The organism is Pseudomonas sp. EMN2 (assembly GCF_009650555.1).
Lineage (GTDB): Bacteria > Pseudomonadota > Gammaproteobacteria > Pseudomonadales > Pseudomonadaceae > Aquipseudomonas > Aquipseudomonas sichuanensis.
Genome location: NZ_VZZR01000026.1, coordinates 25,121 through 40,242 on the forward strand (window position 1 = coordinate 25,121; position 15,122 = coordinate 40,242).

17 protein-coding genes are annotated in these 15,122 nt (G+C 65.0%); 10 read left to right on the top strand and 7 right to left on the bottom strand.

Annotation, left to right across the window (positions count from 1 at the left end):
- Positions 1 to 12: 12 nt before the first annotated feature.
- From F6X61_RS09625 to F6X61_RS09640, 4 genes are all read left to right on the top strand, one after another.
- Entirely contained in the window at positions 13 to 558 is a 546-nt protein-coding gene (locus tag F6X61_RS09625; protein WP_153786423.1) for a HupE/UreJ family protein, read from the top strand.
- On the top strand, positions 558 to 1,232 hold the full coding sequence (locus F6X61_RS09630) for an urease accessory protein UreF (RefSeq protein ID WP_153786424.1): 675 nt from the start codon (positions 558 to 560) through the stop codon (positions 1,230 to 1,232). Before F6X61_RS09625 ends, F6X61_RS09630 begins: the two co-directional genes overlap by 1 nt.
- 11 nt (positions 1,233 to 1,243) lie before the next feature.
- Positions 1,244 to 1,867 (top strand): urease accessory protein UreG, encoded by a 624-nt coding sequence (gene ureG, locus F6X61_RS09635; protein WP_153786425.1) that lies wholly within the window; start codon positions 1,244 to 1,246, stop codon positions 1,865 to 1,867.
- A 137-nt stretch (positions 1,868 to 2,004) separates the two neighbouring features.
- The gene (locus F6X61_RS09640; protein ID WP_153786426.1) at positions 2,005 to 2,241 is read left to right on the top strand and encodes a hypothetical protein; all 237 of its coding nucleotides are present in this window, start codon (positions 2,005 to 2,007) and stop codon (positions 2,239 to 2,241) included.
- A gap of 32 nt (positions 2,242 to 2,273) precedes the next feature.
- Here F6X61_RS09640 and F6X61_RS27540 read toward each other — a convergent pair whose 3' ends face one another.
- On the bottom strand, positions 2,274 to 2,459 hold the full coding sequence (locus F6X61_RS27540) for a hypothetical protein (protein WP_218575532.1): 186 nt from the start codon (positions 2,457 to 2,459) through the stop codon (positions 2,274 to 2,276).
- 196 nt (positions 2,460 to 2,655) lie between these two features.
- Between F6X61_RS27540 and F6X61_RS09650 the strand changes: the two genes are divergently transcribed.
- The 3 genes from F6X61_RS09650 to F6X61_RS09655 all read left to right on the top strand — a co-directional run bounded on the left by F6X61_RS09650 (position 2,656) and on the right by F6X61_RS09655 (position 4,552).
- Complete coding sequence (locus F6X61_RS09650; protein WP_153786427.1) at positions 2,656 to 2,898, top strand: hypothetical protein; 243 nt, start codon at positions 2,656 to 2,658, stop codon at positions 2,896 to 2,898.
- A 266-nt stretch (positions 2,899 to 3,164) separates the two neighbouring features.
- Positions 3,165 to 3,299 carry a hypothetical protein gene (locus tag F6X61_RS27250; protein ID WP_256671343.1) on the top strand — a complete coding sequence of 45 codons (135 nt, stop codon included), beginning with the start codon at positions 3,165 to 3,167 and terminating at the stop codon, positions 3,297 to 3,299.
- A 347-nt stretch (positions 3,300 to 3,646) separates the two neighbouring features.
- Complete coding sequence (locus F6X61_RS09655) at positions 3,647 to 4,552, top strand: LysR family transcriptional regulator (RefSeq protein WP_153786428.1); 906 nt, start codon at positions 3,647 to 3,649, stop codon at positions 4,550 to 4,552.
- Positions 4,553 to 4,638: 86 nt separating this feature from the next.
- On the opposite strand, the gene F6X61_RS09660 is transcribed toward F6X61_RS09655, so the two are convergent.
- Positions 4,639 to 5,055: a RidA family protein gene (locus F6X61_RS09660; protein WP_153786429.1), complete on the bottom strand. Its 417-nt coding sequence runs from the start codon at positions 5,053 to 5,055 to the stop codon at positions 4,639 to 4,641.
- Complete coding sequence (locus F6X61_RS09665; protein ID WP_153786430.1) at positions 5,055 to 6,371, bottom strand: NAD(P)/FAD-dependent oxidoreductase; 1,317 nt, start codon at positions 6,369 to 6,371, stop codon at positions 5,055 to 5,057. Before F6X61_RS09665 ends, F6X61_RS09660 begins: the two co-directional genes overlap by 1 nt.
- 314 nt (positions 6,372 to 6,685) lie before the next feature.
- On the opposite strand from F6X61_RS09665, the gene F6X61_RS09670 reads away from it, so the two are divergent.
- Positions 6,686 to 7,363: a DUF1028 domain-containing protein gene (locus tag F6X61_RS09670; RefSeq protein ID WP_153786431.1), complete on the top strand. Its 678-nt coding sequence runs from the start codon at positions 6,686 to 6,688 to the stop codon at positions 7,361 to 7,363.
- On the top strand, positions 7,356 to 8,516 hold the full coding sequence (gene argE / locus F6X61_RS09675; protein WP_153786432.1) for an acetylornithine deacetylase: 1,161 nt from the start codon (positions 7,356 to 7,358) through the stop codon (positions 8,514 to 8,516). Before F6X61_RS09670 ends, argE begins: the two co-directional genes overlap by 8 nt.
- A gap of 126 nt (positions 8,517 to 8,642) precedes the next feature.
- On the opposite strand, the gene F6X61_RS09680 is transcribed toward argE, so the two are convergent.
- The 3 genes from F6X61_RS09680 to F6X61_RS09690 form a co-directional block, all read right to left on the bottom strand.
- Complete coding sequence (locus F6X61_RS09680; RefSeq protein ID WP_153786433.1) at positions 8,643 to 9,902, bottom strand: carbohydrate porin; 1,260 nt, start codon at positions 9,900 to 9,902, stop codon at positions 8,643 to 8,645.
- A 125-nt stretch (positions 9,903 to 10,027) separates the two neighbouring features.
- A complete protein-coding gene (locus tag F6X61_RS09685) occupies positions 10,028 to 12,445 on the bottom strand; it encodes a glucose/quinate/shikimate family membrane-bound PQQ-dependent dehydrogenase (protein WP_153786434.1) in 2,418 nt (805 codons plus the stop codon).
- 281 nt (positions 12,446 to 12,726) lie between these two features.
- Entirely contained in the window at positions 12,727 to 13,320 is a 594-nt protein-coding gene (locus tag F6X61_RS09690; RefSeq protein WP_153786435.1) for a TetR/AcrR family transcriptional regulator, read from the bottom strand.
- Positions 13,321 to 13,423: 103 nt separating this feature from the next.
- Here F6X61_RS09690 and F6X61_RS09695 point away from each other — a divergent pair, with 103 nt between their 5' ends.
- Positions 13,424 to 14,794 (top strand): MATE family efflux transporter, encoded by a 1,371-nt coding sequence (locus tag F6X61_RS09695; protein WP_218575533.1) that lies wholly within the window; start codon positions 13,424 to 13,426, stop codon positions 14,792 to 14,794.
- On the opposite strand, the gene F6X61_RS09700 is transcribed toward F6X61_RS09695, so the two are convergent.
- Positions 14,782 to 15,111: a cupin domain-containing protein gene (locus tag F6X61_RS09700; protein WP_153786437.1), complete on the bottom strand. Its 330-nt coding sequence runs from the start codon at positions 15,109 to 15,111 to the stop codon at positions 14,782 to 14,784. The two genes, F6X61_RS09695 and F6X61_RS09700, sit on opposite strands and share 13 nt — an antisense overlap.
- Positions 15,112 to 15,122: the final 11 nt, after the last annotated feature.

Below are 15,122 nucleotides of genomic sequence, written 5' to 3' on the forward strand. Positions count from 1 at the left end.
CTGGAGCTGACAATGAAAAAGACTTTCGCCCTGATGCTGCTGATGGTGGCCCTGCCGGCCTTCGCCCACCCAGGCCACGACGCCAACCCGTTGCAGGATGGCCTGCTGCACCCGCTGACCGGCCTCGATCATTTGCTGATGCTGCTCGGCACCGGCGTGCTCGCCGCGCTGACCGGCCGAACCCTGGCCCTGCCGCTGGCCACCTTGGCGGCCATGTTCGGCGGCGCGGTGTGCGGCCATCTATTCGGTGATGTGGTCGGCATGGAACAGATGATCCTCGGCTCCCTGCTGGTGGCCGCCGCGGCCATGCTGTTGCCCAGCCGCCAGTTGTTGCTGTCGCTGATCATGCCGGTGTTCGCCCTGTTCCATGGCTGGGCCCATGGCGTCGAGGCCACGCCGAGTGCGTTCTGGCAGTTCAGCGCCGGCTTCGTCACCGTCAGCGGCTTGCTGCTGGCCGCAGGCTTCGCCGTCGGTTGCCTGCTGCGCCGCCATGCCGGCCTGCAGAAGGCCTTCGGCGGCGGCCTGCTGGCCGGTGCAGCGTTGGTGCTGGCCGGCTGATGAACAGCGACCTGGCGCTGCTGCGCCTGCTGCAACTGGCCAGCCCCGGCCTGCCGGTGGGGGGCTTTACCTACTCGCAGGGCCTGGAGTGGGCGGTCGAAGCCGGCTGGGTACGGGATACCGCCAGCTTCGCAGCCTGGCAACGTGAACAGTTGCACGACACCCTCGGCTACCTCGACTGGCCGCTGCTGGCGCGCCTGTACCGTGCCTGCCAGGCGGGCGACGCTCAAGCCTTCGCGCACTGGAGCCGCTTTCTGCTGGCCAACCGCGAAACCGCCGAGCTGCGCCTTGAAGAGCAGCAGCGCGGCAGCGCCCTGTCGCGCCTGCTCGATGGCTGGCAACTGGGCCAGGCGCCGGCCTGGCGGCCCAGCCTTGAACTCAGCCAGCTTGGCGGCATGGCCTGGCTTGGCGCGCACTGGTCGATCCCGCTGCGCCAGCTCGCTCTCGGCCTTGGCTTTGCCTGGCTGGAGGGGGCGGTGATGGCCGGGGTCAAGCTGGTGCCGTTCGGCCAGCAGGCGGCGCAGACCCTGCTGCGCGATCTGGGCGAGGAATTGCCTGCGGTACTCGATCAAGCCCTGGCGCTGGACGACGACCAGCTCGGTGGTGGCCTGCCGTTGCTGGCCATCGCTTCGTCACGCCACGAAACCCAATACACCCGTTTGTTCCGTTCCTGAGGACTGCCTAGATGGAAAACTACCAGCAACCCCTGCGTGTCGGTGTCGGCGGACCGGTCGGTTCCGGCAAGACCGCGCTGCTCGAATGCCTGTGCAAGGCCATGCGCGATCACTACCACATCGCCGTGGTGACCAACGATATTTATACCAAGGAAGACCAGCGCATCCTCACCGAGGCCGGCGCCCTGGAGCCCGAGCGCATTGTCGGCGTGGAAACCGGTGGCTGCCCGCATACCGCGATCCGCGAGGACGCCTCGATGAACCTCGCGGCCTTGGAGGGGCTGGCGCGCAAGTTCGGCAACCTTGAAGTGATCTTTGTCGAGAGCGGCGGCGACAATCTCAGCGCCACCTTCAGCCCGGAGCTAGCCGACCTGACCATCTATGTGATCGACGTCGCCGAAGGCGAGAAGATCCCGCGCAAGGGTGGGCCAGGCATCACCAAGTCGGACTTCCTGGTGATCAACAAGACCGACCTGGCGCCCTACGTCGGTGCCTCGCTGGAGGTGATGGAGCGCGACACCAACCGCATGCGCCCCGAGCGACCATGGACCTTCAGCAACCTGAAGAAAGGCGAGGGATTGCAGGCGGTGATCGACTTCATCGTTGAACGGGGGATGCTCGGGGTGCGGGGCTGAGGTAACTGTTCGGCCTTTGGCGGGCAACGTGTCCAGGTGCCCGGATACCGGGGCGCTCGCTACGGTTGCACGGTCTTGCACCTGCCAGTTTCTGGCAGGTGTCATGACCCAACCCTGGCAACCTTGAGGAGCAACCCATGAAAGTGCTGACGATGATCCTGTTACTGAGCGCCGCCACTTTGGCTCAAGCCGAAGAACCGACGGAACAACCGCTCTCCGGCCCCGAACAGATGGGCCAGGCGGTAGATAACGTGCACGCCAACCAGCCGCTCGTACCCAAGCACCGATCGGTTGGTAGTAGTGCAGGCTTGGTGTGCGAGCCTGGCTATAAGCTGATTGGGGATGATTGCCATCCAATCGCTACGTTCGAATGAGCTGCTGCAACACAAGGCGCAGTTGTTTCATCTCACCACGCCTGGGCCGGTCTGGCGGTGAAGATCATTTCAACTGGAGAGCAACGCCTTGACCAAGTTTCATCACGTGCGCCCAGACGCTGTAACTCATCTGCTATCAGCAGCGGCACGACATCCGGTGGCTCCAACGCGGCTTCTTCGTCATTGGTGAAACCGGTGATTCGACGGTCTTTGATCAACACAGCGCCGTCAACCAATGGCTTGGCGAAAGCGCTTGAAAGCGTTTGCGATCTTGGGCTGGCGAGGGCGCTTCTACAAAACAAGAAATGATTTCAGGGGGCGCATCGGCCAACACCTGAATGCAGTGGTGAGGTTCAGGGCTAGAGTCTTTGACGCTGGCACGACCCGCCAGCGAAGCCCATTCAAGGAGTCAGAATGAGAAAGATCGCAACAATCGCGCTGTTGGCCGCTGCAAGTGTGCTCCAGGTTGCCTATGGCCAGGAGCCCACCCTGCGGGATAGGGCCGAGGGTGAGGCCATTTCGCCGTTTGCCCCGCGCAACGCGGCCCTTGCCGTGAGCATTCACTTGGCAAGCATCGGCGTCCCCCGAGTGGCTTGCCCGCAAGGTACCTTGCGCTCTCCGATGGGGCTGTGCCAGCCGGCATTCGATTTTGATTGAACCTTGGCGCGTCTGATGAATGTTCATGCGCTTGCGTCTGTGGACAGCGTCGCGTGGGCAGGGGCGATCATATCGTCTGGCAGGAGGCGGAGCACTGTGCCCTTTGGCGTTCCTACGAAGCAGCGTTAGGTTTCCGAGGCATGTGTGGGGCATTACCTAAAGTCGTAGGTTTGGGCTGAGGGATAAGGTCTGTCTGGCTGTCGGCAGGAGAGTAAGACAACTCGCCTGCCGCCGTTAAAGCAGACATCCCATTCAAGGAAACATGTATGAAAAAGCTCGTCCTGATCGCCCTGTTGACCACTGCTGGCCTGACCCAACTGGCCCACGCGAATCCCGCTTGCCCAGAAGGCACATATTGGACCCCGGTGGGCCTCTGCCAGCCTGACTTTGACTTTGATTGAGTCGTCTCACTCACGTAGCGCATCACCCCATGATCAATCTCGCTGTGCTGCAGCTCACAGACTGATCGGTAATGACTGCGTGCCAAAGGCTGGGTTCGACTGAAGGCAATGGCCTGTAACGGCGGCAGCCTTTCAAAACCACTCGGCGGTCCTGGGATGCTCCGGGGCCGTCGGGAGGTTCTGTCCAGTATTCGGAAAGCGTGGCGAGGGCCAAGTCCGCTGCAACAAATAATATGTTCAACCCCTAGGTTAATCCTTGCCTGCCGCAACCCTCCGAGACCCTGTCACACAGAGTAAGCTTGTGGGAAAAATCCCAGCGTGCCGGCCACGGCGCCATAGAGGTACCCATGGCTTCATACACCTTGCGTCAACTCAAGTACTTCGTCACCACCGTAGAGGCCGGCAGCGTTGCCGAAGCCTCGCGTCAGCTGTATATCGCCCAACCGTCCATCTCTACGGCGATCAAGAGCCTGGAAGAAAGTTTTGGCGTACAGCTGTTCATTCGTCATCACGCCCAGGGTGTGTCACTGACCCCCAGCGGCAAGCGTTTCTACGCCAAGACCCGCGCCCTGCTGCAGATGGCCCACGAGTTCGAACAGAACGCCCTGGCCGACAACGACACGGTGGCCGGGCATATCGACATCGGCTGTTTCGAGACCGTGGCGCCGCTGTACCTGCCAAGGCTGATCGCCGGTTTTCGCGCACGTTACCCCGGGGTGGACATCCGCCTGCGCGACGGTGAGCAGCAGGAACTGATCCAGGGCCTGACCGCCGGTACCTTCGACCTGGCGTTCCTCTACGACCATGACCTGGACGGCACCATCGAGGCCGAGCCGCTGATGCCGCCGCAGAAGCCCTACGTGCTGTTGCCGGAGAAACACCGCTTTGCCGGCCAGGCCCAGGTGTCGCTGCGCGACCTGTGCCCGGAGCCGATGATCCTGCTCGACGTGGCGCCCAGCCGAACCTACTTCGTCAGCCTGTTCAACGAACTGGGGCTCACGCCGAACATCGTCTTCAGTTCGCCGTCGATAGAGATGGTGCGCGGGATGGTGGGGCAGGGCTTCGGATTTTCGCTGCTGGTGACCCGGCCGCATACCGAGTTCACCTATGACGGCCAGCGCCTGGTGATGCTGGACATCGCCGAGCCGGTGACGCTGTCGGGGCTGGCTGCGGCGCACCTGAAGCGGGTGCAGTTGACCAAGCCGGCACAGCTTTTCGTGGAGTTTTGCCGGGAAGAATTGGCCAGGTTCTGAAAAGCATCGCGGGGCAAGCCCGCTCCCACGCCAGCATCAAGGATCGGCGTGGGAGCGGGCTTGCCCCGCGATTGCTTCAGGTCGGATTACTGCTGATCCGGCACCACCGCGATCACATCGATCTCCATCAGCCATTCAGCCTGGGCCAGGCCCGCCACCACCAGCCCGGTGGAAATCGGGAACACGCCCTTGAGCCACTTGCCCACTTCCTTGTACACCGGCTCGCGGAAGCGTGGGTCGGTGATGTAGGTGGTGGTCTTGACGATGTGCGACAGGTCCGAGCCTGCCTCTTCAAGCAGTTGCTTGACGTTCTTCATTGCCTGCTCGGCTTGGGCCCGTGGGTCACCCAGGCCGACCAGGCGGCCTTCGAAGTCGGTGCCGACCTGGCCGCGAACATAAATGGTGTTGCCGGCGCGGACCGCCTGGCACAGGTCGTTGTCCAGGGTCTGGTTAGGGTAGGTGACCTTGGTGTTGAACATGCGGATGCGGGTATGGGTAGGCATCAGTGGGCTCCGAGGGTGCTGACATTATTGAGCGAAGTGTCCTGTTCTTGCGCGTTGCGCTGGTCGCGATCGCGGTAGGCCAGGTAGGTGCGTTGGGTGGCGATATGGCCGGCGACGTGCTTGGCGTCGTGCCAAACGCCCCAGATGAAGGACGAGCCACGGCGCGACAGCCAAGGCAGGCCGAGGAAGTACACGCCCGGCTCTTTCGACACGCCGCGCTGGTGCTGGGGCTTGCCGTTGGCATCGAAGGCGTCGACCTGCAGCCAGCTGAAGTCCACGCCGTAACCGGTGGCCCAGATGATGCTGGTGACATTGGCCTTGGCCAGGTCCAGTTCGCGCAGCGGGTTGCTGACGCAGTCCGGGTCGGGCAGGCGCTTGCGCGCGTCAGGTTCCGGCGGCAGGTCGAGGCCGTTGCGCTCGATGTAGGCGTCGGCGGCATCCAGCAGGGCCAGGTAGTTTTCGTCGCCACGCTGGATGTTGTCGGCCAGGTTGTCCTGGAACCGCGCCACACCGCCTTCGAACGACTGGGTCAGGCCGACCAGGGTCATGCCCTGGTGGGCGAGGGCACGGAAGTCCACGGTGTGGCCGCCTCGGGCGCCGGACACGGCGATGGTCACGTGTTCGCGGCCGGGCTTGGCGATCTCCGCGTCCCACTCGCCGAGCACGCCCAGCCACCAGCAGAAGTCGCGGTTGCGGTAGCTGCGCGGTGGGCGGTCGTGGGCACCGACCGACAGGTACACCTGGCGCCCGGCACGCATCAGCTCTTCGGCGATCTGCACGCCGGAGGAGCCGGCGCCGACCACCAGCACCGCGCCTTCGGGCAGTTGCTCGGGGTTGAAGTAGGCGGCCGAGTGGATCTGGTGCAGGCTTTCATCCTTTGGCGCGATGGCCGGAATGACCGGTTTCTGGAACGGGCCGGTGGCGGCCACCACGCGGTTGGCGTGGATCACGCCCTGGTTGGTTTCGATGGTGAAGCCTGGGCGGTCGGCGTTGCGCGCCACTTTTTTCACTTCCACGCCGGTGCGCACCGGCAGGTTGTATTTGCGTACGTACTGCTCGAAGTAGTCGGCGACCTGGTCCTTGCCGGCGAAGGCGTCGGCGTCGAGGTCGAATTCCAGGCCCGGGAAGCGGTCGTGCCAGACTGGCCCGTTGGCCACCAGCGAGTCCCAGCGGCCGGTGCGCCAGGCCTCGGCGATGCGGTTGCGCTCCAGCACCAGGTGCGGCACGCCGAGCTTGCTCAGGTGTTCGCTCATGGCCACGCCGGCCTGGCCGGCGCCGACCACGAGGGTGTCGATTTGGTAATTGTTCAGTGTCATGTCCGAGCCCTTGTTCAGGCGGTTGTTGTTGAGGTCGGTTGGGAGGACCGCCGTTGCCTGGGGCCAGACTAGGGATGGCTGGGAAATCGCGAAAATAGTATTTAGCTGGGGCTTGCCGATAAATTGGCGAAGGGGGGGCGGCCTGTGGGAGCGGGCTTGCCCCGCGATATGGCAATCGCGGGGCAAGCCCGCTCCCACGATACTTTGCCAACAGGCCCATTAGTTTTTTCCTGTGCAATGCCCATGAAAATGCTCGTTTCGCACCTGCCAGGGCTTGCCGAGAATGCAGGCAAACCCAGACAGGAGCTGCACCCATGACCTTCTCCATCATCGGCCGCTGCCAGGACACCGGCCAGGTCGGCATCGCCATCAGTTCGTCGAGCATCGCCGTGGGCGCCCGCTGCCCCTGGGTGCGGGCTGGCGTGGGCGCAGTCGCGACCCAGAACATCACCTTGCCGGCGCTCGGCCCGCAGATCCTCGATGCCCTCGAGCAGGGGCAGTTGCCGCCTGCCGCAGTGCTGGACCAGGTGCTCAGCGCCAACGGCTGGAGCGAGTACCGCCAGGTGACGGTGATCGACAGCCGTGGCCAGGTGGCGCTGTTCACCGGCAAGGAGGCCCTGGGCGTGCACAACGCGGTGGCTGGCGAGCAATGCGCGGCGGCGGGCAACCTGTTGTCGTCGCAGGCCGTGATCGAGGCGATGGTCGCCGCCTTTGAACAGGCCGGCGGCCACCTGGCCGATCGCCTGTTGGCAGCGATGCATGCGGCCATGGCCGCCGGCGGCGAGGCGGGGCCGGTGCATTCGGCGGCGATGAAGATCGCCGGCGAGCTGACCTGGCCGTTGGTTGACCTGCGCGTGGACTGGGCCGAGCAGGACCCGATCGGCGAACTGGACAAGTTGTGGCAGGCCTATCGCCCGCAGATGCAGGACTACGTGACCCGTGCACTCAACCCCACCGTCGCGCCGAGCTACGGAGTGCCGGGCGATGAATGAGCGGTCCAGCCAGGCGTTGCTGGCGCGGCTGGTGGGCTTTGCCACCGTCAGCCGCGATTCGAACCTGGAGCTGATCGGCTTCATCCGTGACTACCTGGCCGGGCTTGGGGTCGACAGCGAGCTGTTCCTCAATGAAGAGGGCACCAAGGCCAACCTGTTCGCCACCATCGGCCCGACCGATCGCGGCGGCGTGGTGTTGTCCGGGCACACCGACGTGGTGCCGGTGGACGGCCAGGCGTGGACCGTCGAGCCCTTTGAGCTGACCGAGCGTGATGGCCGGCTGTATGGTCGCGGCACCGCCGACATGAAGGGCTACATCGCCTCGGTGCTGGCGGCGGTGCCGGCGTTTCTGGCGCAACCGTTGAAGCTGCCGGTGCACCTGGCGTTCTCCTATGACGAAGAAGTCGGTTGCCTGGGCGTGCGCTCGATGCTCGAGGCACTGCAGCAGCGGCCACACAAACCAAGGCTGTGCCTGATCGGCGAGCCCACCGAGCTCAAGCCGGTGCTTGGCCACAAGGGCAAGCTGGCCATGCGTTGCCAGGTGCATGGCGCGGCCTGTCATTCGGCGTATGCGCCCTATGGGGTCAATGCGATCGAGTATGCCGCGCGGCTGATCGGCAAGCTGGGTGAAATCGGTGACGAGCTGGCGCGGCCCGAGCAGCATGACGAGCGCTTCGACCCACCGTTCTCCACGGTACAGACCGGGGTGATCAAGGGCGGACGGGCGTTGAACATCGTGCCCGAGGAGTGCGAGTTCGATTTTGAGGTGCGGGCCTTGCCGGGGTTCGAGGCGCAGGCGGTGGCTGACCGCTTGCAGACCTATGCCGAGGCCGAGTTGCTGCCGCGCATGCGGGCGGTGAGTGCAGGCAGTGACATACGCCTGAAGCCGTTGAGCGCGTACCCGGGGTTGGCGACGCCGGCCGACAGTGAGGCGGCGCGGCTGGTGGCACTGCTCAGTGGCTCTGATGACTTCGGTACGGTGGCGTTCGGGACCGAGGGGGGGCTGTTCGACCAGGCCGGTATTCCCACCGTGGTGTGTGGGCCAGGGAGCATGGACCAGGGACACAAGCCGGATGAGTTTGTCAGCGTGGAGCAGTTGCGCGGGTGTGATGCGATGCTGGTCAGGTTGGCGGAGTACTTGCGCACGGCTTGATGGACAGATCGCGGGGCAAGCCCGCTCCCACGGGTTGGACTGCTCCCAAGGGTTGGATTGGTGTCCAACTTCTAGGAAGGGTCTAACCCGTGGGAGCGGGCTTGCCCCGCGAATGAGGCCTGAAAGTCAGAAAGTGGCCTTGACCTGCAGGCCCACCACCAGCGCGTTATCGATCTCTTTCCCGGAAAACGCCCCCGGCTCGACGATGTACTGCACATCCGGTCGCAGGTTGAGCCAAGGCGTGGCCTGGTAGCCATAGCTCAGTTCAATCAATTGCTCGGCACTGTCCAGGTTGGGGAAGTCCTGCCCGGCATCGAATGCGGCGTCTTCCAGCACATCCCGGCTACGCGGGTTCGGCACCGCACGGCCATACCCCAGCGCCACGGTATCCTTCGGGCGGCCTGCGAACGGCTTGTACAGCACAACGCCAGTGCCATACCACTTGGTGAACGGCGAGGCCGCCTTGCTCGATGCCGAATACTGACCGAAGGCATGCAGGCTGCGGCCCGGCGACGTGGGGTCGTTCCATACGGCCTGGTCGATCAGCAGATAATGGCCGCCGCGTCCCGACACTTCCTTGCTGCTGCCAATGCGCTTCACATCGGAGCTGTCGTAGTAGTAGCCCAGCTTGTACTCGCCCGGCAGCTCGCCCTGCAGCTTGTACACCAGCTCCACCGGGACCACCGTGCCGGTGGTGTGCTTGGGGCCCAGGTGCCAGGCACGGCTGGAATTGCCATTGCTCTCGGGGTCGACGTTGAACGCGGCCATCCGCAGCTGCCAGGCCGGCGAGAGGTCGTACTTGACCCGCGCACCCAGGTGGGCGTTGGGGTAGTTGGTCCAGCCGCTGCCGCCGGACATGTTCAGCGGGTGGCCACAGAAACCGGCGTTCATGAAGTTGCACAGGATGCCGCTGTCCAGGCCGCCCAGGTCGTTGCCCATGGCCATGTAGCCGAGCTTGACGTTGAGCGCCGGGGTGAAATTGCGCTCGTAGCTCAGTTCGGTCAGGCGGGTGTACAGGCCACCGTAGTTTTCCTGGATGGGCAGGCGGTTGCCCACCAGGTCTTCCGAGGCGCTGTTGCCGCGACGGTCGTTGATGGTCAGCTGGACTTTGCCGTCCAGGCTGTACAGCTTCGCCAGGTCGAATTGCACGCCAAGCTTGAGGTTCTGCGAGTAGCGCGCCGAGCGGTGCAGGCCGCCGTGGGCGTTGTAGGCGGTTTCGCCGCTGTAGTCGCCGGTGAACTTGATGCCGTCTTCTTCGAGCTGGTGGCGCAGGCCGCCCCAGTCGCCGGTCAGGGTGTTGCGGGTGAGCAGGTCGTTGTCGGCGAGGGCGGTGGTGCTGGCGACTGCCAGGAGCAGGGCAGGGGTGATGCGAATAGCGGATGGCATTGCAGGTAATCCTGAAATCGTGTGGAAACCATCGCGGGGCAAGTCGCATCGGCGCACCGCCGCTCCCACGCCAGCATCAAGGGGCTGCGTGGGAGCGGGCTTGCCCCGCGATGTCTGTCAGAGGTTTATGGCAGTGCGTATGCCATCACGTAGTCGCCACGGTCGGTCGACTGGCGCGCGCCGCCAGCGGTGACCACCACGTACTGCTTGCCGGTCTTGGGCGAAACGTAGGTCATCGGGCCGCCCTGGCTGCCCACTGGCAGGCGGGCTTTCCAGACTTCGTTGCCGTTGCTGCTGTCATAGGCGCGCAGGTAGAAGTCCTGGGTGCCGGCAATGAACAGCAGGCCACCTTGGGTCGACAGGGTGCCGCCCAGGGTCGGCAGGCCGATCTTGATCGGCAGGTGCATGCGGATACCCAGGGGGCCGGTGTCCTCGACGGTGCCCACCGGCACTTGCCAGGCGATTTGCCGGGTCTTCATGTCGATGGCGGTCAGGGTGCCGAACGGCGGCGCCTGGCACGGGATGCCGGCTACCGACAGGAAGCGGTTCTTGTTCACCGCATACGGGGTGCCCTTGAGCGGTACGGCGCCCATGCCGGTGTTCAGCGCTTCACCACCGCCCGCTGCCGCGCCCTTGTTCTGCGAAGGGATCATCTGGATCCACAGGCCCAGGCGCATGTCGTTGACGAAGATGAAACCGTGCACTGGGTCAGTCGAAAGGCTGCCCCAGTTCATGCCACCGAGCGAGCCCGGGAAGCTCAGCGACAGGTCGGTGCCTGGCGCGGTGTACAGGCCGTCGTAACGCATCTTCTTGAAGTCGATGCGGCACAGCAGTTGGTCGAACGGGGTGGCGCCCCACATGTCCGATTCGGTCAGGGTCTGCGCGCCGATCTGCGGCATGCCGACGGATTTCGGTTGGGTTGGCGAGTACGGCTCGTTGGGGATGTTGCTCGGCTTGACCGGTACTTCATCGACCTGGGTCAGCGGCTTGCCGGTGGCGCGGTCGAGCACGTAGATCTGCCCGGCCTTGGTGCCGATCACCACCGCGGGCACGGTCTGGCCATCGTCCTTGGTGAAGTCGATCAGGCTGGGCTGCATCGGCAGGTCGAAGTCCCAGAGGTCGTTGTGCACGGTCTGGTACACCCACTTCTGGTTGCCGGTGGTGGCGTCCAGGGCCAGCACCGAAGCGCCATAGGTGTGGTCCAGCTGGTTGCGCTCGACACCGTAGATGTCGGTGGACGAGGAGCCCATCGGCAGGAACAGGGTGTTCATGGCCGGATCGTAGGACATCGGTGCCCAGCTGTTGGGGGTGCTGCGCACGTAGGTGGCGTCGCCTTCAGGGGCTTTGCGATCTTCTGGGTTGCCTGGGTCGAAGGCCCAGCGCATTTCGCCAGTGATCACGTCAAAGCCGCGAATCACGCCGCCGGGCATGTCGGTCTGGACGTTGTCGGCCACACGACCGCCGACCACCACGGTGGTACCGGCCATCAACGGGGCGGACGACAGCTGGTAGTACGAGTCGGGCACATTGCCCAGGCCCGTCATCAGGTTGACCTGGCCGTTGTTGCCAAAGCCCTGGCAGAACTCGCCGGTATCGGCGTCCACGGCTATCAGGCGGCCATCGATGGTGTTGGTGAGCAGGCGGCGCTGGCAGTTGGCACCGGCGGGCACGCTGGCGACCGTGATGGGCGAGCTGCCTGGCTGGGAAGGCTGGGCGATCGGCGCGCTGGCGTCGAAGTAGGCCATGCCACGGCAACGCTGCCAGACTTTGGACTGGGCGTTGATGGCGTTCTTCCACAGCTCCTTGCCGGTGTCGGCGTCGAGGGCGATCAGGTTGTTGTGCGGGGTGCAGATGAACACCTTGTTGCCAACCTGCAGCGGGGTGAGCTGGTCTTCGGCGCCGTTGCCGTCGCTGATGGCCACGTCACCGGTGTGGTAGGTCCAGGCCACTTGCAGTTTGTCGACGTTGCCACGGTTGATCTGGTCCAGGACGGCGAAGCGGCTGCCGCCTTCGGTGTTGCCGTAGTGGGCCCAGTCCTTCTGTTCCTTGCCAGCTTCGACTGGAGTCAGGCCCGGGCCTTTGCCGGTGGGGGCTACGCTGGGGTGGGCGACGAACATGTTGCCGGCGGCAATCGCCAGCAGCACGGCCAGCACAGCGGCGATGCCATAGGCGCCGCGGCCGCTGCTGCCGCCCTGGGCGCGCACCAGCAGCGGATAGACCAGTGCCACCAGCAGGCCGATCGCGCCGAACATGAACAGGCGCGAGAACAGCGGCCAGAACACCAGGCCGGCGTCGGTCACGGCCCAGATCAGCGTGCCGAGCAGGAACACGGCGTACAGCCAGGCGCCGGCGGGTTTGCGGCGGGCAATGAGCAGGCCGGCGATGGCCATGGCCAGGCCACCGACCAGGAAGTACCAGGAGCCGCCGAGGCCGGCGAGCTTGAAGCCGCCGGCGGCCAGCAGCAGGCCGAGCAGGGCGACGATCACGCCCAGGCCGACCAGGATGAATGTGGGGGCGCCAGTGGCGCGGGGGTTGTCTTTCATGCCAGGGATCTCGCAGGTGGAATGCGGCGCAGTTTAAGCCCTTAGCAAGCTAATTAACAAGTTAGTACATTTTTTGCTGGGGCTGATTGCCGCAGGGGTGGAATGGGGAATTTGTGGGTAAAAGACTAGATCATGAGGAGAAAATTCGGCTGCGCTCCGGGTTTGTCGGGGGATTCTGTAGCGCCTATGAGATCGAGCGCCGCCCGCGCGGCGCTCGATCTCATAGGCGCTGCAAAACCATCGGCGAACACCTGGTGGCCTTAACCCAACCCCTCAACCCCTCAACCCTGCAACCCCTCCAGCAAACACCGCAGCGCCCCCTTGACCCGCTCCGCCGCCGCCTGCGGATCATCCTGCGCCACCACCCAGATCCCGGTATCCCCCATGGCCCCATTGATCAGATGCGCCATGGCCACCGCGTCAAATGCCCGCAACCGCCCAGCCTCCTGCAATTCCACCAGCCCCTGGGCCATGGGCCCGATGTAGCTGGCCTCTTCCAGCTCGCGCAAGCGCAGGCCCAGCACGCCCGGCGCATCCTGCAGCAGGATGCGCCGCAGGACCGGGTCGCGCAGCAGGTCGTAGTAGTGCAGGCAGGTGTCGATGTATGCCTCCAAGGGGTCTTCATGGGTGGCGTAGCGCACATCCAGCGCCTGGTTGATCTCATCGAGCAAGCTCTGCACCACCGCGGTGAACAACCCGGCCTTGCCACCGAAATGGTGATGCAGGGCACCACGGGTCAGGTCGGCTTCGGCGCACAGGTCGTCCATGACCACGGCACTGAAGCCCTTCTCGGTGAACTGGCGGCGGGCGACGGCGATCAGCCGTTCGGTGGTGTCAGCGCTCATGGCGGCGCGGCTACGGCGAGGGGTGGGCATGGCTGGCTCCAGCTGAAAGCGATGCCGCGCAAATTAGCATACGTTGCGTATGTCAATAAATGGCATTAGCATACGCGGCGTATGTCAATTCGAGGTATTCACCGTGACTGCTTCTGTAAAGCACAGCGCCGTTTCCTGGCTGGCCGAGCTGCCAGGCTTGCTGCGCCTGGCCCTGCCATTGGTGCTGGGCCTGTCCGCTGCCGAGCTGATCAGCTTGACCGACACTGTGCTGCTGGCCTCGCTCGGCACCGTGGTGCTGGCCTGCGTGGCACTGACCAGCAGCGCCGGGCTGATTTTCCATGCGGGGCTTTACGGCATGCTCGCCACCCTCAGCGTGCGCGTCGGCCATGCCTTCGGCGCCGATGACCCGGCGACGGTGACGCGCACCCTGCGCGCAGGCCTGGGTTACGGCTTGCTGATCGGTACCTTGGGCTGCCTGGCGATGCTGGCTGCCTTGCCGCTGCTGCAGTGGCTGGGTGTACCGTTGCCGGACCTGGCGTTGCTGACCCCTTATTGGCAGGCCATGGCGGTGTTCCTGATCCCGTACTGCCTGATCGTGGTGTTCAAGGACGTGCTGGAGGCCATTGGCCGCCCGTGGGTGGCGGTATGGCTGGTGATGAGCGCGGTGTTGTTCAACATCCCGCTGAGCTACGGCCTGATCCATGGCCATTTCGGCCTGCCGGCGCTGGGGCTGGTAGGGGCGGGGATCGCCGGGGTGCTCGCCGAGTTGCTGGCGCTGCTGCTGGCCCTGGCCTACTGGTGCCTGGCCCCCTCGCTGGCGCGTTATCGCCAGCTGCCGCTTGGGCAGCGTTTGCGCTGGCGCACGCTGTTCGGCGAAGGCTGGCCGTTGGGCATGGGTTACCTGGCCGAAGCCGGCGCGGTGGTGATCGCCGCCTGGATGCTCGGCTGGCTGGGCAACGCTGCACTGGCAGCCAACCAGGTGGTGCATTCGATCGGCGCGCTGCTGTACATGCTGCCGCTGGGCATGGCGGCGGCAGTGAGCATCCGCATCAGCCAGGCCCAGGGCCGCGGCGAAACCGCCCGCATCCGGGCCATCGGCAGCGCCACTTTCGTCAGCGTCACGGCATGGATGCTACTGGCCACCGTGCTGCTGGTGCTGTTTGGCCGGCGCATTGCCGAGGCCATGAGCGACGACCCGCAGGTGGTTGCCATCGCGGTGCCGATGTTTGTGGTGGTGGCGGCGATGCAGGTGGCCGACGGCCTGCAGTCCACCGCGCTGGGGGCCCTGCGCGGGATGCAGGACTACCGCTGGCCAGTGGGGGTGACCCTGGTCAGTTACTGGTTGCTGGCGCTGCCGCTCAGTTACTGGCTGGCCTTCCATTCCGGCTTGGGGGCGGTGGGGGTCTGGGTCGGTTTCGCCAGTGGCCTGAGCGTGGCCGCCGTGTTGCTGCCGTGGCGCTTTTATCGGCTGCAGGCCGCGCCAGCCTCGGTGGCCTTGGCTCAGCCGCGGTAGAACACCGCCAGCCACACGGTGGCCACGCCAGCCTCGGTCCATTCGACCCGGTGCCGGCAGTGCGGTGGGATGTCCAGGTGGTCGCCCGGGCGCAATACACGGGTTTCGCGCTCGTGCTCAAGGCGCAACCCGGCGCTGCCGCTGAGCACCACCACCCACTCGCCTTCGTCCTGGTCGTACCAGAAGCCCGGCGGGCTGGCCTGGCCACTGGAGACGATGCGTTCGATGCGCAGGCCCGGGCGTTGCAGCAGGTCGTCGAACCGCTCGCTGGCCTGTGGGTCGAGGGCGGGCAGGGCGGTGAACAGGTTGTCAGGCATGAGGGGCGCGT

Coding starts and splice junctions, on each gene's coding strand:
- F6X61_RS09625 (WP_153786423.1), top strand. CDS start 13: ATGAAAAAGACTTTCGCCCTGATGCTGCTGATGGTGGCCCTGCCGGCC.
- F6X61_RS09630 (WP_153786424.1), top strand. CDS start 558: ATGAACAGCGACCTGGCGCTGCTGCGCCTGCTGCAACTGGCCAGCCCC.
- ureG (WP_153786425.1), top strand. CDS start 1,244: ATGGAAAACTACCAGCAACCCCTGCGTGTCGGTGTCGGCGGACCGGTC.
- F6X61_RS09640 (WP_153786426.1), top strand. CDS start 2,005: ATGAAAGTGCTGACGATGATCCTGTTACTGAGCGCCGCCACTTTGGCT.
- F6X61_RS09650 (WP_153786427.1), top strand. CDS start 2,656: ATGAGAAAGATCGCAACAATCGCGCTGTTGGCCGCTGCAAGTGTGCTC.
- F6X61_RS27250 (WP_256671343.1), top strand. CDS start 3,165: ATGAAAAAGCTCGTCCTGATCGCCCTGTTGACCACTGCTGGCCTGACC.
- F6X61_RS09655 (WP_153786428.1), top strand. CDS start 3,647: ATGGCTTCATACACCTTGCGTCAACTCAAGTACTTCGTCACCACCGTA.
- F6X61_RS09660 (WP_153786429.1), bottom strand. CDS start 5,055: ATGCCTACCCATACCCGCATCCGCATGTTCAACACCAAGGTCACCTAC.
- F6X61_RS09665 (WP_153786430.1), bottom strand. CDS start 6,371: ATGACACTGAACAATTACCAAATCGACACCCTCGTGGTCGGCGCCGGC.
- F6X61_RS09670 (WP_153786431.1), top strand. CDS start 6,686: ATGACCTTCTCCATCATCGGCCGCTGCCAGGACACCGGCCAGGTCGGC.
- argE (WP_153786432.1), top strand. CDS start 7,356: ATGAATGAGCGGTCCAGCCAGGCGTTGCTGGCGCGGCTGGTGGGCTTT.
- F6X61_RS09680 (WP_153786433.1), bottom strand. CDS start 9,902: ATGCCATCCGCTATTCGCATCACCCCTGCCCTGCTCCTGGCAGTCGCC.
- F6X61_RS09685 (WP_153786434.1), bottom strand. CDS start 12,445: ATGAAAGACAACCCCCGCGCCACTGGCGCCCCCACATTCATCCTGGTC.
- F6X61_RS09690 (WP_153786435.1), bottom strand. CDS start 13,320: ATGCCCACCCCTCGCCGTAGCCGCGCCGCCATGAGCGCTGACACCACC.
- F6X61_RS09700 (WP_153786437.1), bottom strand. CDS start 15,111: ATGCCTGACAACCTGTTCACCGCCCTGCCCGCCCTCGACCCACAGGCC.